This window comes from Streptomyces sp. NPDC059695, from assembly GCF_042733785.1.
In the GTDB taxonomy this organism is placed as follows: Bacteria; Actinomycetota; Actinomycetes; order Streptomycetales; family Streptomycetaceae; genus Streptomyces.
Genome location: NZ_JBHWFF010000012.1, coordinates 1 through 15,436 on the forward strand (window position 1 = coordinate 1; position 15,436 = coordinate 15,436).

Consider the following 15,436-nt stretch of genomic DNA (forward strand, 5'->3'; position numbering starts at 1 on the left):
GGCCGCCGGCCCGCACCCCCCCCCCGGGCGGCGCGCCGGGGCGGGCCCCGGCGCCCCTCGCGGAGGGTCGCCGGACGCCCGGCTCGTCGCCGGGGCCCGGTGGGTGGCGCGCCGTCCCTCCGGCGCTCGGGCCGCCGCGCCCGCCCCGCCCTCCGGACGCCGGGCGCACGCCCGGGTGCGCGGCGGCGGGACTCCGGGCGGCGGTGCTCCGGGCGGCGGCGGGTTCCTCGCCAGGGCGGCGGCCGTCACCGCCGGGCTCACCGCGGCCGGGGCGGTCCTCGGACTCGTACGGGACCAGATCCTGGCCGGGTACTTCGGCGCCGGGGCCGGGACCGACGCGTTCCTGGTGGCGTGGACGGTGCCCGAGTTCGCCTCGACGCTGCTCATCGAGGACGCGATGGCGCTGATCATGGTGCCCGCCTTCTCCCGCGCCCTGGCCCGCCGTCCGTCCGCGCTCTCCGGTGACCCGGTGCGCGCCCTGGTGCGCGGGACCCTCCCCCGGATCGTCCTCGCCCTCGGTCTCGTCGCCGTCGTCCTGATCGTCGCCGCGCCGCTGCTCGTCGGAGCGCTCGCGCCGGGGCTTCCCGACCCGGCGCTCGCCGTCGACTGCACGCGGCTCACCGGCACCTGCGTGCTGACGTTCTCGCTGGTGGGCTACTGCTCGGCGGCGCTGCGCGCGCACGGCCGGTTCCTGCCGCCGGCGGCGATCTACGTGGCGTACAACGTGGGGATCATCGGCACGATCCTGGTGCTGCGCGAGCCCTGGGGGGTGCGGTCGGCCGCCGCCGGGGTCGCCGTCGGCGGGGTCCTCATGGTCCTCGTCCAGGCCCCCACGCTCCTGCGGGAGCTGCGGGCCCCCCGGCGGAAGGAGCCGGCGGCGCCCGCGCCCGCCTCCAGCGGCGAGGGACGCATCCTGGCGCTGGGGCTCATCGCGCCCGTCGTCGCGTTCTCGCTCTGCCGGCAGTCCCAGACGCTGATCGAGCGGTTCCTCGCCTCGCCGCTGCCCGCCGGCGCCATCTCGCATCTGAACTACGCGCAGAAGGTCGCGCAGATGCCGATGATCCTCTCCCTGATGCTGTGCACGGTCAGCTTTCCGGTGGTGGCCCGCGCGCTCGCCGCGGGCGACCCCGAGGCGGCCCGCCGCCGGGTCGAGCGGGACCTGCTGCTCGCCGCCGTCGTCGTCCTGGCCGGCTCCTCGACGGTGATCTCCACGGCTCCCCGCATCATCGAACTGCTCTTCGAGCGGGGTGAGTTCACGAGCGCAGACACCACCGCCACCGCCGCCGTCATGCGGGTGTACGCGCTGGGCCTGCTGGGCCAGACGATGGTCGGCGCCCTGGTCCGCTGCTACTTCTCCGCCGCCCGCCCGCTCTGGTACCCGGCCGCCGCCATGGCCACCGGTCTCGTCACGACCGCCGCCGCCGGCGTCCCGGGCGCCCACTACTGGGGCGCGGTCGGCATCGCCGCCGCCAACGCCCTCGGCATCACCCTCAGCGCCGTCCTGCTGCTGCGCGGCGCGCACCGCCAGTCCGTCCCCGTCCGCGTCGCCCACCTCGGCGAGGGACTGCTGCGGCTCGCCACCGCCGGCGCCTGGGCGACCGGCGCCGGCTGGCTGGTCCAGCTGGCGATCGACTCCGCCGTCCTCGCCGTCGCCGCCGCCGCCCTGGTCGTCGCCGGCGTCTTCGTGCTCTTCATCGCCTGCGCCGCCAAGGCGCCCGAGATCCCGCCCCTGCCCCGCTCCGCCTTCCGGAGGACCCCCCATGCCCGCCGCCACCGCGCTGCGCCGTCTGCTGCCGAAGCCGCCTCTGTGGAAGCCGCCCCTGTGGGTGGCGATGTACCACTCGATCACGGACACCGCTGACGATCCGTACCGGGTGACCGTCTCCCCCGTGCGCTTCGCCCGGCAGCTGCACTGGCTCGGCGACCGGGGGCTGCGCGGGGTCTCGGTGCGCGAACTGCTCGACGCCACCGCCGCCGGGCGCGCCAAGGGCCTCGTGGGCCTGACCTTCGACGACGGGTACGCGGACTTCCTCGACTCGGCGCTGCCGCTGCTGCGCCGGCACGGCTTCACGGCGACGGTGTACGTCCTGCCGGGCCGCCTCGGCGGCGAGAACGGCTGGGACACGGCCGGGCCGCGCAAGCCACTGCTCGACGAGGACGGCATCCGGCGGATCGCCGATGCCGGGATGGAGATCGGCTCGCACGGCCTGCGGCACGTCCCGCTGACCGACGCCGACGACGCGGCGCTCGCCGCCGAGACCCGGCTGAGCCGGGAGCTCCTGGAGGACATGACCGGCCGGCCGGTGGACGGCTTCTGCTACCCGTACGGGCAGGTCGACCCGCGCGCCATCCGCGCCGTCCGCAGGGCCGGCTACCGGTACGCCTGCGCGATCGACCCGGGCCCGCACACCGGGACGTACGCCCTGCCCCGGGTCCACATCGGCGAGAACGACACCCCCGCGCGGCTCGCCGCCAAGCGCGTCCTGCACCCGCTGCGCCGCCGCCGGCCCGCCGACCTGTTCTCCGTCCCGTACAACCCGGCCCCGGTCGGTGCGCCGTGAAGGTCCTGCACGTCATCACCGGACTCGGCATCGGCGGCGCCGAGCAGCAGCTGCGGCTCCTGCTGCGCCACCTGCCGGTGAGCGGCGGGGTCGTCACGCTCACCAACCCGGGCGCGGTCGCCGCGGGCATCGTGGCCGACGGCACCCCCGTCACCCACCTCGGCATGACCGGGAACCGGGACCTGGGGGCGCTGCCCCGGCTCGCCCGGATCGTCCGGCAGGGCCGCTACGACCTCGTCCACACGCACCTCTACCGGGCGTGCGTGTACGGCAGGACGGCGGCCCGGCTCGCCGGGGTCCGCCGGGTCATCGCCACCGAGCACTCCCTCGGCGAGACCCAGATCGAGGGCCGCCCGCTCTCCGCGGGGACCCGCGCCCTCTACCTGGCCTCCGAGCGCCTCGGCACGTCCACGGTCGCCGTCTCGCCCAGCGTCGCCCGCCGGCTGGCGGACTGGGGGGTGCCCCCGGACCGCATCCGGGTGGTGCCGAACGGCATCGAGACCGGCCGGTTCGCGTTCGACGCGCGCGCCCGGCGCCTCACCCGGGGCGTCCTCGGCATCCCGGAGGACGCGTACGTCGTCGGCGGCGTCGGGCGGCTCACGCCCGGGAAGCGGTTCGACCGGCTGGTCCGGGCGGTGGCCTCGGTGCCGGAGGCCCGACTGCTCCTGGTCGGCGAGGGCGAGCACCGCGAGGAGCTGCTGCGGGTCGCCCGGGAGTGCGGGGCCGCGGGCCGGATCCTGCTCTTCGGGGCCTGCGAGGACCCGCCGGCGGGCGGCCCGCTCGGGCCCACGATGCCCGAACTCCTCGCCGCCATGGACGTCTTCGTGTCCACCTCCCCCGACGAGACCTTCGGGCTCGCGGCCGTCGAGGCGCTCGCCGCGGGCCTCCCCGTGCTGTACGTGGCCTGCCCGGCGATCGACGACCTGCCCCCGGACGCGGCACCGGGCGCGCGCCGGATCGGCGGGTCCGGGCCCGAGCTGGCCTCCGCGCTGCGCGGTCTCAGGGACGCCCGGCCCGTCCGGCTCCCGCCGCCGGCGGCCGCCCGCCGCTACGACATCGCGCACAGCGCACGGCAGTTGATGTCCCTCTACGACCAGGCCGTCCACGGCATCCCGTCCCCCGCGAAGTGAGAGAGCCCTTCCGATGAACACCACCCGATCCCGCGCCGTCCTCCCCGCCGGTCTGCGCCCCCCGGGCCGCTGGGCGGTCCTCCCTGCGGCCGTCCTCGCCGGGGCGGTCCTCGGCGGCGGCTACGGCGCCCTGAAGGCCCCGGAGTACGCGGCGACCAGCTACGTCATCGTCGTACCGGCAGAGAAGTCCGACCCGGCGGCGGCGGTCGGCTTCGCCCAGGCGTACGGGCGGGTCGCCACGGACATCGCGGTGACCGGCGACGCCCAGGTGTGGGCCGGGGTGACCGCCGACACGCTGCGGAAGAACGTGCAGGCGGAGACCTCCCCGGACGCGCCGATGATCTCGATCACCGCGCGGTCGGCGAAGCCCGCCCAGGCGGTCTCGATGGCCGACGGGGTGGCCCGCTCGCTCGTCCTGAACAGCACGCACGTCGCCGGCAGCACCGGGGTGAAGGTCGTCCAGTTCTCCCGCGCCACCAAGCCCGTCGCTCCCGTCTCCCCCTCCGCGGCGCTCTCCGCGCTGGTCGGCGGCTGCGCGGGCGGCCTGCTCGGCGGCCTGGTCCTGCTGGTCCGCCCGAAGCGGCCCGTCCCGCGCGACGGGGCCCGGCACTCCCGCCAGGCGTCCTTCCCCGCCGGGCCGGCCGCGGTGCCCGCCCCCGCGGCCGCCGCGCACCAGCCGGAGGCGGTGTGAGCCCGAGATCCCTGCGGACCGAGGTCTGCCGAGACGCGGAGGAGTTCGCGGGGCTTTCGGCCGAGTGGACCGCGCTGTACGGACGCTGCGCCTCCGCCACCCCCTTCCAGTCCCACTCCTGGCTGCACTCCTGGTGGCTCTCGTACGGCCGTCCCGGTGCGCTGCGGGTGGTGCTCGTACGACGGGAGGGCGGCGAGCTGGTCGCCGCCGCGCCCCTGATGCGGGCCGGCGGGCCGCTGCCCGTCCTGACCCAGCTCGGCGGCAGCATCACCGACTTCACGGACGTCCTGCTCGACGACGGCTGCCCCGAGGCGGCACCGGCGCTGGCCGCGGCCCTCGCACGGGCCGCCCGGGGAGCGGTCGTCGACCTGCGGGAGGTCCGGCCCGGCGCGGCCAGCGAGCGGGTCTTCGCGCACTGGCGCGGCCCGCGCCGCCGGCTGCCCGACTCGCTCTGCCTGGAGCTGCCCGCCGTCCCCATGGAGGGTCTCCTCGAACGGATCCCGTCCGGGAAGGCCCAGCGGGTCCGCGCCAAGCTGCGGAAGCTGGACGCGCTCGGCATCGACGCGCACGTGGTGACGGGCGAGGAGGTCCCGGCGGCCCTCGACCGGCTCCTGCGGCTCCACCGGCTCCAGTGGCAGGGCCGGGGCGTGACCGCCGAGCACACCAGTGAGCGCTTCGCCCAGCACCTCACGCGGGCGGTGCGGCCGATGGTCGAGCGGGGCGACGCGATGGTCACCGAGTTCCGGCTCGCCGGGGACGTGGTCGCCGCCGACCTGACCCTGATGTCCCCGCGGCTCGCGGGCGGCTACCTGTACGGCGCCGACCCGGCGCTGCGCGCCCGGAAGGTCGACGTGGCGACGATGCTGCTGCGCCACGGGGCCCGCGAGACCAGCGCGGGCGGGCGCGCCACGCTGAGCATGCTGCGGGGCAGCGAACCGTACAAGCAGCACTGGCGGCCCGAGCCGGTCCGCAACCGCCGGCTGCTCCTCACGGGGCGCGGTACGGCCCCGCTCCTCTGGCTGCGCGCGGGCGCGGCCGACGCCCGGCGCTGGGTCGCCCGGCAGGCGCGGGAACGGGCCTGGGTGGGGCGGATGCTGCGCCGCGGCGGCGGTGCCGGATGAACTCCGCCACCGCCGCCGTGAGGGACGTCAGAAGGGCCAGACCTCCTTCAGGACGTCCTTCCAGTCGAGGTCGACCTGGTCCTTCCAGTTGTCCTTGGGGACGCAGACGGAACCGCCGATCAAGCTCTCCACCCACGAATCGAGCGGGACGGTCCAGCAGTCGGGCTTGGGTTCGGGCTTGGGTTCGGGCTTCGGTTCCGGCTTGGGCTCCGGCTTCGGTTCGGGCTTCGGCTCGGGCTTCGGTTCCGGCTTGGGTTCGGGCTTGGGCTCCGGCTTGGGTTCGGGCTTGGGTTCGGGCTTCGGCTCGGGCTTCGGCTCAGGCTTCGGCTCCGGCTTCGGCTCCGGCTTCGGCTCAGGCTTCGGCTCCGGCTTCGGCTCCGGCTTCGGCTCCGGCTTCGGCTCCGGCTTCGGCTCCGGCTTCGGCTCCGGCTTCGGCTCCGGCTTCGGCTCAGGAACCGTCGGGTCCGTGGGGTCGACCGGGTCCGTCGGATCGGTCGGCTCCGTCGGGTCGGTCGGCTCCGTCGGGTCCGTCGGCTCCGTCGGGAGTTCCGGTTCCGTGCCGTACAGCATCTGCCGGAACACCAGCGACGACTGCGGATTGTCGTCGCACTGCCAGACGCCGTGCGGGCAGTAGTCGGTGATGGTGTGGTAGAGCGGCTTGTGCTGCCTCATCCACTCCAGCATGCGCCGCATGTATTCCGGGTTGTCGCCGTTCCGGAAGAGCCCCCATTCGGGATAGGAGATCTGCTTTCCGTGCTCGGCGGCGAAATCGACCTGCTTCTGGAGCCCGTACGGTTCACTGACGTGCTGGTCGAAACTGCTCCCCGTCGGCTGGTCGTACGAATCCATGCCGATGATGTCGACGACGTCGTCGCCCGGGTAGCACTCGGTCCACGGAATCGCGTCGCGGCCGCGGCTCGGGTTGAAGTCGAAGCGGAACTTCTGGCCCGGCACGGAACGCATCGCGGTGACGATCCGGTTCCAGTACTTCTTCCACGCGGTGGGGTCGGGGGCGCACCGGTGGGTGTAGGTGGTGCCGTTCATCTCCCAGCCCAGGACGATGACGGTGTCCTTGGCGTTCAGGTCGACGAGACGCCGGGCGAGGGCCGTGAAGTGGTCGTCGAAGTACCCGGCGGCGCCGAGCTGGAGCTGGCGGCGGACCTCGCGGTCGGGGACGCGGGCCTCGTTGCGTTCCAGCATGGGCACGTTGAGGACGAAGAGCCGGTCGGTCCGTTCGTTGCGCCAGTCGGCCCAGGCGTCGAGGAAGCCGGGGGGTCCCTCGATGTTCTTCCAGAGATCGCCCGGCAGGTAGGTGTGGCCGACGCGGAGTTCACGGCCACCGAGCCACCGTTCGAGCTGCCCGATGCGGGCGACCCCGAGCGAGCCCGAGTCGAGGAACGCGCCCATGGCGGTGGTGAGGGACGGCTCGGGGTCCTTCGTCGTCACGGATCCGGCGGCGTGCGCGGGGGACGAGAGCACGACTGAGCCCGAGGCGAGAAGGGCGGCGGTGAACACCCCCAGCCACGTTCTCGAGGTTCTCCGGTGTGCAGCTGCCATGGCCGCTCCTTCACGTCGTACGCCATTTGATGGTCCGTCAATCCGATGCTCCGAAAGTATTCCTAATGGGCCGACCGTGGACTCGATTTCCCTCTGATCAGTAGTCCATTAGAGGATTTCATCGCCCAGTTGGGGCACCCGAGATGAAGGGCATGCCGTGCTGAGCCATCAGCGTTTCGACACCAGCGTCCCCACCGTCCTTGTGCGACTCGACCGGAATCCCTTCCATCACGGCACGCTCGGCGCCGCTCGGTCGCTGGGAAGGGCCGGAATTCCGGTGCACGCCGTCATCGAATCGAGAACCAGTCCGGTCGCCCGTTCCCGTTACGTCCGTTCGGCGCGGGTGCGCCCCGGGACGGACTCCTCCGCGGAGCTCTCCGCCCTGCTGGCCCGCGTCGCGGACGAGATCGCCGACGGCCCGTCACATCCCGTGGTGGCGGTGCCGCTGGACGACGTCAGCGCCCTCGCCCTGGCCCGCCGCCGCTCCGGCCTCGTCCCGCGCTTCCTGCTGCCCGCGCAGACCGAGGACCAGCTGCTGCGGGTCGCCGACAAGGCGGCGCTCGCCGAGACCTGCGCGGACCTGGGCCTCCCCCACCCCCGTACCGAGCTCCCCGAAGGCGCCGACGAGGCCGCCGCCATGGCGTGGTCGATCGGGCTCCCGGTCGTCGCCAAGTGGAGCCGGCCCTGGCTGCTCCCGGGCGGCGGCGGGCTGCGGAGCACCACGATCGTGCGCTCCCTGGCCGAGGTGCGGGAGCTGTACGCCCGCACCCCGGAGGCCGGCAGCCGCCTGCTGCTCCAGGAGATGCTCCCGGCGGGCCGGGACCTCGACTGGTTCTTCCACGGGTACGTGGACTCCGCCGGCCGCTGCTCGACCGGGGGGACCGGGCGCAAGGAGCGTTCCTGGCCGGACGGGGCCGGGCTCACCGCCTCCGGCCGCTGGACGGTGAACCCGACCGTCGAGCGGACGGCCCGCGACCTGCTCGACGCGCTGGGCTACCGCGGCGTGTGCGACCTGGACTTCCGGCTGAACAAGGCGACCGGCGCGTACCACCTGCTGGACTTCAACCCGCGTCCCGGCGCGCAGTTCCGGCTCTTCACCGACCCGGACGGCCTGGACGTGGTCCGGGCGCTGCACCTGGACCTGACGGGCCGTCCCGTACCGCCGCACTCCCCCGTGCACGGCCGCCGGTTCGTCGTCGAGAACTACGCGGCGCTCTCGCTGCTCGCCTCGCCGCGCCGCCGGTACGCGCCCGAGCCCGGCGGCGGACCGGGGCGGACCGAGTGCGCCTGGTTCGCGGCCGACGACCCGGCGCCCGCGCTGTCCATGGGCCGCGCCTGGCTCGCGCACCTGCTCCGCAAGTCCCTGGGCGCGCTGCGACGGGCGCTACGGACCCGCCGGCCGGTCCCGGCCGTCACGCCCTCGGCGCCCCGGGCCCGCACCTCCACCGACCAGCTCACCCAGCGATGAACGCGGAAGGCACGATGTCGAAGTCGATGTACGACCTGGTGGTCGTCGGGGCCGGACCCTACGGGCTGTCCGTGGCCGCCCACGCCGCGGCCCAGGGCCTGGACCTGCGGGTCTTCGGGCGCTCGATGGAGTCCTGGCACGCCATGCCCTCCGGGATGTTCCTGAAGTCGGAGCCCTGGGCCTCGCACCTCTCCGACCCGGAGGGGAGGTACGGCCTCGACGCCTACGCGGCGGCCCGGGGCGTGCGCGCCGAGCACGGCGTCCCGCTGCCGGTGGAGCGCTTCGCCGCGTACGGCGACTGGTTCGCCCGGCAGGCCGTGCCCCCGGTCGACGAGCGGCTCGTCGGCGCGGTCGCGCCCACCGCCGGGGGCTTCGAGCTGCGCACCGAGGACGGCGAGAGGCTGCGCGCCCGGACGGTGGCGCTGGCCGTCGGCGTCCTGCCCTTCCTGGAGGTCCCCGGAGCGCTGCGGGGGCTCCCCCGCCGGTTCGTGACCCACTCCAGCCACCACGGCGACCTCGACGGCCTCGCGGGCCGGGACGTCACCGTCGTGGGGGCCGGGCAGGCGGCCCTGGAGACCGCCGCGCTCCTCACCGAGCGGGGCGCCGCCGCCGTACGGATCGTCGCCCGGGCCGGCCGGCTGGACTGGAACACCCCGCCGCCGGCCCTCGACCGGGGACTTCTGCCCTCGCTCCGCGCCCCGCACACGGGCCTCGGCTGCGGCTGGCGGAACCGGCTGTACGCGGACACTCCCGGGATCTTCCGGCGGCTGCCGGCCGCCGCGCGGGAGCGGATCTTCGAGCGGGCGCTCGGCCCGGCGGGCGCCTGGTGGCTCCGCGAGCGGTTCGCGGCCGTCGGCGACGTCCGGCTGGGGCAGCGGATCGCCTCGGCGGACGTCACCGGGGACGAGCGGCTCCGGCTCGGCGTGGCGGGGCCGGACGGGGCGACGGTCCTGGAGACGGACCACGTGATCGCGGCCACCGGCTTCGTCCCGGACCTGGACCGGGCCGGGGTGCTCTCCCCCGCGCTGCGCGGGGCGCTGCGCAGGGTCGGCGCGGGCGGGGCGCCCGAGGTCGGCCGTCTCTTCGAGTCCTCCTGGCCAGGCCTCTTCCTCTCCGGTCTGCTCACGGCTCCCTCGTACGGGCCGTCCATGCGCTTCGTGTTCGGGGCGGAGTACACGGCGGGGCGGCTGGTGAAGGGGGTGCGGCAGCGGCTGCGCGCGGGCGCCGGGCGCGGTCTTCCGGGCCGTCCGCGTACGGGCGGGAGGACGGCCGTCCCGGCGTGACGGAGGGCCGGTCCCGGGGAGCGGAGGCTCTCCGGGACCGGCCCTGCGTGTCTGCGGGGCGCCGGGACTCAGGCGTTGATGCAGGTGTTGCCGATGGCCGGGTTGAGCAGGCCGATGACGTTCACGCTGTTGCCGCAGGCGTTGATCGGGATGTGGATCGGGATCTGCACGACGTTCCCGGAGAGGACGCCCGGCGAACCGATGGCCGCACCGGCCGCGTCCGCGTCCGCGAAGGCGGGCGACGCCACACCCATGGCCAGGACGATACCGGCGACGACGGCCGCAGCCTTCTTACAGTTCATTTCGTCTGGATCCTTTCCTCGGCGGAATGCGTTTCCGCTGCACACAACACAACGAACATCCCGCACAAAGGAAACCGGAATAACACCGGCGCCTTCTCTTTCACTCCATTGCCCGCACGGAACAGGGCCGGAGGGAACACGTGCGTTCCCTCCGGCCCCGTCGCGCGCGGTACGGATCAGCCGTTGTAGGCGCCGTTCCCGGAGAGCACCGGGATGTCCTCGATGAGGTGCGACAGCGGCTCGTCGCCCTTCGCCTGGGTGGAGTTCTCCGCGCACTGCTGGTTCTGCGGGGAGGACAGGACGTTGACGTCCTGGACGGCGACCGGGACCAGGACGCCCACGAGGGAACCGAGGTTGCCCTTCACCGGGGCACCGAGGCAGAGCTTGTTCAGCGAGCCCTGGACGGCCGAGAACTGCGGGCTCTGGTCGCCGGTGGTCTTCGAGTTGCCGAAGGACTGGTGCGCGCCGTTGCCCGAGAGCGAGGTCGTGCCGCCGTCGTCGGCGATGGCGAGCGCCGGGGAGGCCGCCGCAGCAGAAGCGCCGACAACAGAGGCCGTAAGGGCCGCGGCCGCCATAATCTTCTTGTTCACGGTGATTCCGTTTCCTGTTCCCACCAATCGACCTGATTGATGCGACCGGATCAACTGCGGCCGCGTGCTTTGGTTCCGGCCCTTCACTCGTTCGACTGTGTCCGCGTTTCGCGCTGCCGCGCGCGCTCCGCCAACGGGGTGACACAGCGGAACCCCGGCGTCCGAGGGCCTGTTGATCAGGTCGCTCCCTGCACGGAGCAGGTTCTAGAAGGGAACTCCCGTGATCAAGAAGGTTATGGCCACCGCGGCCGCAGCCGTCTCCATCGTCGGCGCCACCGCCGCCGTGGCCTCTCCGGCGCTCGCCATCGCCAACGACGGCGGCACCACGTCGCTCTCCGGCAACGGCGCGCACCAGGAGTTCGGCAACTCCGCCACCTACGGCAACATGAGCCCGCAGTTCGCGCTCGTCCAGGGCTCCCTGAACAAGCCCTGCATCGGTCTGCCGGCCAAGGTCAACGCCGGTTCGCTGATCGGTGCCATCCCGATCGCCGTCCAGGACATCAACGTCCTGTCGTCCCCGCAGAACCAGCAGTGCACCGAGAACTCCACCCAGGCCAAGGGTGACGAGGCCCTCTCGCACATCCTGGACGACATCCCGGTCCTGTCGGGCAACGGCGTCGGCAACAACTGACGTTCCGCCTGAGCACGACGGCGTTCACACGTCAGGGGCCGCCCTCCGGGGCGGCCCCTTCCGTCGTCCCCGAGTCCGTCGCTACCAGGTGGGCCAGACCGGCGTCGCCATGAGGCGCTCCCACTCCCGGTCGGGCATCCCCGGCACCGCCCGCCCCGCCTGGACCCACTGCGTGACGAGTGCGGAATAGAGGGGGAACGGGGTGCTGTCGGCCGGGGGCGGGTCACTCACATATCGGCTCTTCGGAATGAAGGCCATCCGTTCCCATTTTCCGGGATCCGGCGCCATTTTCGCTCCTTCCGCTGCGATTCCCGCATCATTCCACAGGCGCAGCGGGAGAGTGATTCGTCCTGTTCATGTCGCGTCGTGTACCTGTGTGCGAGAGATTCGAAAATACGGTGCGGGCATGGAATTCTCGCGCCTTCGGCCCCTCCGGCGTCCACTGCTCGCGGCGGCCGCTCTCACCGCCCTCGCCGCCCTCGCTCCCGGCGCCCTGGCCGGCGCCGTCGCACCGGGCGGCCTCCCCTCCCCCGAGAAGGGGCTGAACCTGCTCGTCGTCGGCGTCGACAGCCGCAAGGGAGTCACGGCGGACGAGAAGGAACGTTTCCACCTCGGCGGGAAGGAGTGCGACTGCACGGACGTGATGATGCTCGTGCACGTCTCCGAGGCGAACGACCGGGTCGAGGTCGTCAGCCTGCCCCGCGACTCGCTCACCTCCTTCCCGGAGGGGCACGTCGACCGGCGCACCGGGACCACGCACGCCGCCCATCACGCGAAGATCAACGGCGCCTGGGCGGAGGGCGGCTCCGCGTTCACGGTGAAGACCGTCGAGTCGATGACCGGCCTGCCCGTCCACCGCTACCTGGAGATCGACTTCCGGCGCTTCATGGACACCGTGGACCGCGTCGACGGCGGGGTGCCGGTCTGCACGGAGGAGCCGCTCAAGGACCCGTCCACGGGCATCGACCTCGCGCCCGGCACCACGCGCGTCGCGGGCGGCGAGGCGCTCCAGTACGTGCGCTCCCGGAAGGCCGACGGGCAGATGGACTTCGGCCGCATCCGCAAGCAGCAGCGGTTCGTGGTCAACACCCTGCTCCGGCTCCACGACACGGTCCTGGACGACCCGGAGCGGCTGAAGGCCTTCGCGGCCGGCCTGCGCGGGACGGCGGCGGCCGAGCGGGGCCTCTCCACGGCGGAGCTGCTGACGCTCGCCGCGCGCCTGGGGGACCTGCCCCCGGAGCGCATGGAGTTCGCGACCGTGCCCGTGCGGGGCTTCCACCCGGCGATCGAGGGCGTCGGATCCACGCTCGTCTGGGACGAGGAGGGCGCCGCCGAGGTCTTCGGACGCCTCGCCGAGGACCGGCCGCTGCCCGCGCGCGAGGCCGTCGCGCCGAGCGCGATCCCGGCGGCCGCGTACCGGCCGGCCAGGGGGTCCTCGCTCATCTGCCCGTAGTCCGTCCGGTGGACTTCCCGGAACCTCCGGGCCTCTGACCAGTTGATCAGCACGGCTCGGCACTCAGCGGGGCCAGGATCCGAAAGGCCTCAACAATGAAGAAGCTCTTGGCGACGGCTGCTGTGGCCGCGTCCGTCCTCGGCGCGACGGCGGCGGGTGCCGGTCAGGCGCTGGCGATCGCCGACGACGGCGGCACCACCTCGCTGTCCGGCAACGGCGCGCACCAGGAGTTCGGCAACTCCTCGACCCACGGCGACATGAGCCCGCAGTTCGCGCTCGTCCAGGGCTCCCTGAACAAGCCCTGCGTGGGCCTGCCGGCCAAGGTCAACGCCGGTTCCCTGATCGGCCTGATCCCGATCTCGGTCCAGGACGTCAACGTCCTGTCCTCCCCGCAGAACCAGCAGTGCACCGAGAACTCCACCCAGGCCAAGGGTGACGAGCCGCTGTCGCACATCCTCAGCGACATCCCGGTGCTCTCGGGCAACGGCGCCGGCAACAGCTGAGCCGCGGCACCCGGCCACGGCGCGGCCCCGCCGTCCCTCCGAGGAGGGGCGGCGGGGCCGTTCCCGTCCGGCGCCGTGCTCAGAGCCTCCGGCGCAGCTCGGCCGGGTCGGTGACGGGGGCGTCGCAGGTGAAGTGACGGCACACGTACGCGGCGGGCGCCCCGGCCACCAGCGGCCGGTCCTTCAGGAGCGGGAACTCCTCGCCGTCGGGGGCTCCGGTGGCCACGACCGCCCCGGGGGTGGCCGCCTCCAGGGCCGTACGGCGCAGCTCGCGGAACGCCGGGTCGGCGGGGTCGCCGACGACGGCGATCTCGCGCGGCCCGTCGAGGAGGGCCTCGGCGACGGCCAGGCCCCAGCCGATGAAGCGGGGCGCGCGGGGGCCGAGGGCCTTGACCACGCCGAGGGCGCCCTCGGCGGCGGCCCGGTGGGCCTGGGAGCCGGTGTGCGCCGCGTACGACAGGAGCGCTCCGGCGGCGGCGGTCCAGCCGGACGGGGTGGCGTTGTCGGTGGGGTCCTGCGGGCGCCGGATGAGGGTCTCGGCGTCGTGGGCCGTGTCGTACAGCGCGCCGCCCTCGGCGGTGAAGCGGTCGAGGACGAGGTCCAGGAGGAAGCCGGCGAACTCCAGCCAGGCGCCCTCGCCGGTGACGGCGGCGAGGGCGAGGAACCCCTCGGCGACGTCGGCGTAGTCCTCCAGGACGCCCGCGTTGGTGCCGGGACGGCCGTCCTTGGACGTCCGGGTCAGCCGGGCGGACTCGTCCATGTGGACGCGGACGAGGAGGTCGGCGGCCTCGGTCGCGCGCTCGACCAGGTCGGGGCGGTCGAAGAGGGCGCCGGTCTCGGCGAGGGCGGCGATCGCGAGGCCGTTCCAGGCGGCGACGACCTTGTCGTCCCGACCGGGACGCTCGCGCTCCTCGCGGGCGGCGAGGAGCCGGGCCGCGATCGAGGCGATCCGGCCGGCGTCGGCCGGGCCCGCCTCCTGCGGCAGCTGGAGGACCGAGCTGCCGTGCTCGAAGGTGCCGTCCTCGGTGACGCCGAAGTGGGCGGCGGCGAGGGCGGCGTCCTCCGCTCCGAGGACCTCCGTGAGCTGCTCGGGGGTCCACACGTAGTAGGCGCCCTCGACGTGCCGGCCGGTGCCGTCGTCGGAGTCGGCGTCGAGCGCGGAGGCGAAGCCGCCCTCGGGGGTGCGGAGTTCACGGACCAGGAAGTCGGCGGTCTCCAGGGCGACCCTGCGGGCCAGGTCGCTGCCGGTGGCCTTCCACAGGTGGGCGTACACCCGGCACAGCAGGGCGTTGTCGTAGAGCATCTTCTCGAAGTGCGGCACGACCCAGGCGCGGTCGACGGCGTAGCGGGCGAACCCGCCGCCGAGCTGGTCGTAGATGCCGCCGCGGGCCATCGCCTCGCAGGAGTCGGCGGCCATCTGGAGGGCGCCGACGGAACCCGTACGGGCGTGGTGGCGGAGCAGGAACTCGACGGCCATCGACGGCGGGAACTTGGGGGCGCCGCCGAAGCCGCCGCGGGTCGCGTCGTACTCCCGGGTGAGGCCGAGGAGGGCCTGCGCGAGCTCCTCCTCGCCGGGGACGCCGTCGCCGCCGTAGGCGAGGGAGCGGCCCGCGAGGTCCTTCACGATGCGGTCCGCGACCTCGGAGACCTCCTCGCGGCGGCCGGCCCAGGCGTCCTTGACGCCCTCCAGGACCTCCGGGAAGGACGGCATGCCGTGGCGGGGCTCGGGCGGGAAGTACGTACCGAAGTAGAAGGGGGCGGCGTCCGGGGTGAGGAAGACGGTCATCGGCCAGCCACCCTGACCGGTCGCCGCCTGCACGGCCTCCATGTAGACGGCGTCGACGTCCGGGCGCTCCTCGCGGTCCACCTTGACGGCGACGAAGTGGTCGTTGACCAGGGCGGCGGTGGCGTCGTCCTCGAAGGACTCGTGCGCCATGACGTGGCACCAGTGGCAGGAGCTGTATCCGACGCTGAGCAGCACGGGGACGTCGCGGCGCCGGGCCTCCTCGAAGGCCTCGGCCGACCACGGCCACCAGTCGACCGGGTTGTCGGCGTGCTGCAGGAGGTAGGGGGAGGTCTCATGGGCCAGTCGGTTCGGCATGTCCCCATCCTGCCGCAGCCGTCTCCTCCTTTCTCCGCTCCCTCG

The 15,436-nt window shown here is 74.0% G+C and carries 15 protein-coding genes; 10 read left to right on the top strand and 5 right to left on the bottom strand.

From position 1 onward, the window contains the following. The first annotated feature begins 103 nt into the window (after positions 1 to 103). The 5 genes from murJ to ACFV2S_RS16695 are packed head-to-tail and all read left to right on the top strand — an operon-like array spanning position 104 to position 5,503. Entirely contained in the window at positions 104 to 1,861 is a 1,758-nt protein-coding gene (murJ, locus tag ACFV2S_RS16675) for a murein biosynthesis integral membrane protein MurJ (RefSeq protein ID WP_385559475.1), read from the top strand. After that, positions 1,761 to 2,561, top strand: a complete 801-nt coding sequence (locus tag ACFV2S_RS16680) for a polysaccharide deacetylase family protein (RefSeq protein ID WP_385558969.1) — start codon at positions 1,761 to 1,763, stop codon at positions 2,559 to 2,561. Before murJ ends, ACFV2S_RS16680 begins: the two co-directional genes overlap by 101 nt. Beyond that, the gene (locus ACFV2S_RS16685) at positions 2,558 to 3,691 is read left to right on the top strand and encodes a glycosyltransferase (protein WP_385558972.1); all 1,134 of its coding nucleotides are present in this window, start codon (positions 2,558 to 2,560) and stop codon (positions 3,689 to 3,691) included. Before ACFV2S_RS16680 ends, ACFV2S_RS16685 begins: the two co-directional genes overlap by 4 nt. Before the next feature lie 13 nt (positions 3,692 to 3,704). After that, positions 3,705 to 4,382, top strand: coding sequence for a lipopolysaccharide biosynthesis protein (locus ACFV2S_RS16690; protein ID WP_385558975.1), 678 nt, complete (start codon positions 3,705 to 3,707; stop codon positions 4,380 to 4,382). Further along, the gene (locus ACFV2S_RS16695) at positions 4,379 to 5,503 is read left to right on the top strand and encodes a GNAT family N-acetyltransferase (RefSeq protein WP_385558978.1); all 1,125 of its coding nucleotides are present in this window, start codon (positions 4,379 to 4,381) and stop codon (positions 5,501 to 5,503) included. Before ACFV2S_RS16690 ends, ACFV2S_RS16695 begins: the two co-directional genes overlap by 4 nt. Before the next feature lie 27 nt (positions 5,504 to 5,530). On the opposite strand, the gene ACFV2S_RS16700 is transcribed toward ACFV2S_RS16695, so the two are convergent. Beyond that, complete coding sequence (locus tag ACFV2S_RS16700) at positions 5,531 to 7,060, bottom strand: glycoside hydrolase family 26 protein (RefSeq protein WP_385558981.1); 1,530 nt, start codon at positions 7,058 to 7,060, stop codon at positions 5,531 to 5,533. Between the two features lie 343 nt (positions 7,061 to 7,403). Here ACFV2S_RS16700 and ACFV2S_RS16705 point away from each other — a divergent pair, with 343 nt between their 5' ends. Then, positions 7,404 to 8,528, top strand: coding sequence for an ATP-grasp domain-containing protein (locus tag ACFV2S_RS16705; protein WP_385558984.1), 1,125 nt, complete (start codon positions 7,404 to 7,406; stop codon positions 8,526 to 8,528). A gap of 26 nt (positions 8,529 to 8,554) precedes the next feature. After that, complete coding sequence (locus tag ACFV2S_RS16710) at positions 8,555 to 9,811, top strand: FAD-dependent oxidoreductase (RefSeq protein WP_385559478.1); 1,257 nt, start codon at positions 8,555 to 8,557, stop codon at positions 9,809 to 9,811. 68 nt (positions 9,812 to 9,879) lie between these two features. On the opposite strand, the gene ACFV2S_RS16715 is transcribed toward ACFV2S_RS16710, so the two are convergent. Beyond that, positions 9,880 to 10,113 carry a chaplin gene (locus ACFV2S_RS16715; RefSeq protein WP_383795961.1) on the bottom strand — a complete coding sequence of 78 codons (234 nt, stop codon included), beginning with the start codon at positions 10,111 to 10,113 and terminating at the stop codon, positions 9,880 to 9,882. A gap of 176 nt (positions 10,114 to 10,289) precedes the next feature. Next, positions 10,290 to 10,703: a rodlin gene (locus ACFV2S_RS16720; RefSeq protein WP_383795958.1), complete on the bottom strand. Its 414-nt coding sequence runs from the start codon at positions 10,701 to 10,703 to the stop codon at positions 10,290 to 10,292. A gap of 220 nt (positions 10,704 to 10,923) precedes the next feature. On the opposite strand from ACFV2S_RS16720, the gene ACFV2S_RS16725 reads away from it, so the two are divergent. Then, positions 10,924 to 11,334 carry a rodlin gene (locus tag ACFV2S_RS16725; protein WP_382863036.1) on the top strand — a complete coding sequence of 137 codons (411 nt, stop codon included), beginning with the start codon at positions 10,924 to 10,926 and terminating at the stop codon, positions 11,332 to 11,334. Between the two features lie 81 nt (positions 11,335 to 11,415). On the opposite strand, the gene ACFV2S_RS16730 is transcribed toward ACFV2S_RS16725, so the two are convergent. Then, positions 11,416 to 11,565, bottom strand: coding sequence for a hypothetical protein (locus ACFV2S_RS16730; RefSeq protein WP_383795955.1), 150 nt, complete (start codon positions 11,563 to 11,565; stop codon positions 11,416 to 11,418). Between the two features lie 175 nt (positions 11,566 to 11,740). Here ACFV2S_RS16730 and ACFV2S_RS16735 point away from each other — a divergent pair, with 175 nt between their 5' ends. Continuing rightward, positions 11,741 to 12,787 carry an LCP family protein gene (locus tag ACFV2S_RS16735; RefSeq protein ID WP_385558990.1) on the top strand — a complete coding sequence of 349 codons (1,047 nt, stop codon included), beginning with the start codon at positions 11,741 to 11,743 and terminating at the stop codon, positions 12,785 to 12,787. A gap of 95 nt (positions 12,788 to 12,882) precedes the next feature. Continuing rightward, positions 12,883 to 13,290 (top strand): rodlin, encoded by a 408-nt coding sequence (locus tag ACFV2S_RS16740; protein WP_189800180.1) that lies wholly within the window; start codon positions 12,883 to 12,885, stop codon positions 13,288 to 13,290. A gap of 79 nt (positions 13,291 to 13,369) precedes the next feature. Here the strand turns inward: ACFV2S_RS16740 and ACFV2S_RS16745 are convergent, their stop codons facing one another. Next, complete coding sequence (locus ACFV2S_RS16745; protein WP_385558995.1) at positions 13,370 to 15,391, bottom strand: thioredoxin domain-containing protein; 2,022 nt, start codon at positions 15,389 to 15,391, stop codon at positions 13,370 to 13,372. Positions 15,392 to 15,436 lie beyond the last annotated feature (45 nt).

Coding starts and splice junctions, on each gene's coding strand:
- ACFV2S_RS16715 (WP_383795961.1), bottom strand. CDS start 10,113: ATGAACTGTAAGAAGGCTGCGGCCGTCGTCGCCGGTATCGTCCTGGCC.
- ACFV2S_RS16740 (WP_189800180.1), top strand. CDS start 12,883: ATGAAGAAGCTCTTGGCGACGGCTGCTGTGGCCGCGTCCGTCCTCGGC.
- ACFV2S_RS16690 (WP_385558975.1), top strand. CDS start 3,705: ATGAACACCACCCGATCCCGCGCCGTCCTCCCCGCCGGTCTGCGCCCC.
- ACFV2S_RS16700 (WP_385558981.1), bottom strand. CDS start 7,060: ATGGCAGCTGCACACCGGAGAACCTCGAGAACGTGGCTGGGGGTGTTC.
- ACFV2S_RS16745 (WP_385558995.1), bottom strand. CDS start 15,391: ATGCCGAACCGACTGGCCCATGAGACCTCCCCCTACCTCCTGCAGCAC.
- ACFV2S_RS16710 (WP_385559478.1), top strand. CDS start 8,555: ATGTACGACCTGGTGGTCGTCGGGGCCGGACCCTACGGGCTGTCCGTG.
- ACFV2S_RS16680 (WP_385558969.1), top strand. CDS start 1,761: ATGCCCGCCGCCACCGCGCTGCGCCGTCTGCTGCCGAAGCCGCCTCTG.
- ACFV2S_RS16735 (WP_385558990.1), top strand. CDS start 11,741: ATGGAATTCTCGCGCCTTCGGCCCCTCCGGCGTCCACTGCTCGCGGCG.